The sequence below is a fragment of the Streptomyces flavofungini genome (assembly GCF_041028215.1).
GTDB classification, from domain to species: domain Bacteria; phylum Actinomycetota; class Actinomycetes; order Streptomycetales; family Streptomycetaceae; genus Streptomyces; species Streptomyces flavofungini_B.
In genome coordinates this window covers 1-2,339 of the sequence record NZ_JASKYR010001122.1, presented here as the reverse complement: position 1 = coordinate 2,339, position 2,339 = coordinate 1, and the positions used below count along the sequence as shown (strand labels likewise).

At 72.0% G+C, this 2,339-nt stretch carries 1 protein-coding gene and 1 pseudogene; one reads left to right on the top strand and one right to left on the bottom strand.

All coding sequences use genetic code 11. The annotated features are described in order from the left end of the window. Positions 1 to 576 precede the first annotated feature (576 nt). Positions 577 to 1,806: pseudogene (locus tag AB8Z36_RS38990) on the bottom strand (flavin-containing monooxygenase); the annotation flags it as partial. 314 nt (positions 1,807 to 2,120) lie between these two features. On the opposite strand from AB8Z36_RS38990, the gene AB8Z36_RS38985 reads away from it, so the two are divergent. Next, positions 2,121 to 2,339 (top strand): Zn-ribbon domain-containing OB-fold protein (locus AB8Z36_RS38985; RefSeq protein WP_369218098.1); only part of this gene is annotated, 219 nt, incomplete at its 3' end.

Genomic DNA, 2,339 nt, shown 5'->3' with positions numbered 1-2,339 from the left:
GCCGTGCGGTTCGGGGCGGACCGTCTACGCCTTGGGCTCGGCCTCGGCTTTCGACTTGGCCTTGGCCTTGGGCTCGGCCTCGGCTTTCGACTTGGCCTTGGCCTTGGGCTCGGCCTCGGCTTTCGACTTGGCCTTGGCCTTGGGCTCCGCCTACGCTTTCGACTCCGCCTCGGCCTTGGGCTACGCCTTCGACTCGGCCTCGGCCTTGGGATCCGCCTCCGTCATCGGCTTTGCCCCCGTCATGGGCTCCGCCTCCGTCATTGGCTTTGCCTCGGTCTTGGTTTCTGTCGTGGCCTTGGGGTTCGGCTTCGGCTCCGTGTGGTCTCCGGTGCCCGGCGGCGTGGCCTCGGCCTCGGTCTTCGGGACGGGCTCCGTCTGTGCGCTCGCGGGCGGTGCCGCCTCTGTCTCTACCCCGGTGGACGCGGACGTCTGCCTCTTCGGCTTCGACTTCGATGTGGCCTTCGCCGCCGCCTTCGCCGCTGCCCTTGCCTGGGTGTCGGCCTTCGCCCTGGCCTTGGCCTGTGCTCTGGCCGTGGCGGCCGACTCGGCCTCTGCTCGGGCTTCTGCCCTGGCCAGGGACTTGGCGATGGACTTCGCGATCTTGTCCGCGTCCAGGGCCAGTTCGCGGAGCATGCCACTGATGGGGTTGGTGAAACCGGTGAAATAGAGGCCCGGCGCCTGGCGGGGGCTGCGGCGGCCGTGGGTGGTGGGGCGGCCGCGTTCGTCGAGGGCGACGTGGGCGCCGACCAGGTCTTCGAGGGCGCGACGGTAACCCGTGGCCGCGATCACGACGTCCGGGGCGATCACGCTGCCGTCCGTGAGGGCGACCTTGCCGTCCTCGAAGGACCGTACGGCGGCGACGGGCTCGACCAGGCCCTTGCGCACGGCGTCGATGAGGCCGACGTCCTGCACCGGTATCGCACCCTGCCTGGCGCGCGAGTACAGGCCGGTGTCGGGGCGCGGCAGCCCCCGCGAGGACAGGTCGGGGACGCCGATCCGGGCCATCGGCACGGCGAGCCGGTCGACGAGGGCGACCGGCAGCCTGCGGCACATGATGCCGGTGAGCTGCGCGGGCCACCCGGCGGTGGAGCGGCGCACGATGTGCGGGATGGTGCGTACCGCGAGGCGGACCCGCGCGGCGCCGCCCTCGACGAGGTCGACGGCTATCTCGGCGCCGGTGTTGCCGACGCCGACGACGAGGACGTCCTTGCCCGCGTAGGGGGCGGGGTTGCGGTAGTCGCCCGCGTGCAGGAGTTCGCCGGTGTACGTGTCGCGGCCGGGCCAGTCGGGGACGCGGGGAGTGTGGTTGTAACCGGTGGCGACGACCACCGCGCTGCCGGTCAGCTCCCGCCCGCCGGTCGCGCGCAGCAGCCAGCCCGTGCCGTCGGGGGTGCGCTCAAGGCCGGTGGCCTCGACCCCGGTGACGACGTCGAGGCGGTGGTGCTCGGCGTACTTCTCCAGGTAGCGGACCACGTTGTCGCGGGAGACCCAGCGTCCGAACGAGCGCGGGATCGGCAGTCCGGGCAGGGCGGAGAGCCGCCGCGTGGTGTGCAGCCGCAGCCGGTCGTAGTGGCCGCGCCAGGAGGCGCCGACGTGCCCGGACTTCTCGAGGACGACCGTACGGACGCCCCGGGCGCCCAGGGCCGCCGCCGTGGCGAGGCCTCCGGGGCCGCCGCCGATGACATACACCGGACGGTCCGCCGGGCGATCCACCGGACGGTCCGCCGGACGGTCCGCCGGGCGGTCCGACGGGTGTTCCACCGGGTGGTCCTGACGGGCGGCTGGCGGGGTTGTCGAGTCGGCCATGACTGGAGAGTAATCGCGTGACTACTTGATGGGTATCGGTCAAGTCCGGAACCGGTTGCGAATTGATCACGGCTGTACAGGGCGTACGCCTCTTGCGCACCGGAGCCCGTTCACGTTCAACTGACGTACCGTCAGAAATGCAGAACGCGCCGTCGAAGTGGGAGATGCCTCCGCATGGACTCGTTGGACACGATCCGGCGCACCGGTGCCGAACGGCTCGCCGCGCTCCGTACAAGCGTTGGCCTGTGCGGGTCGGCGGGCCGGCGGTGCGACGGCAAAAACGGCTGGTTCGAGCGGGGTACGGTGATCGCGTGATGGCCGGTGACCCGCGTACCGCCCCGCGCTTCGACCTCCCGGAGCCCGACGCCCTCACCCGCCCCTACTGGGACGCGGCGGCCGGGGGAGTGCTCCTGATCCGCCGCTGCGGAGGATGCGGCGCGGCGCACCACTATCCGCGCGAGTTCTGCCCACGCTGCTGGAGCGAGGACGTCACCTGGGAGCGGGCGAGCGGCCGGGCCGAGCTGTACACGTGG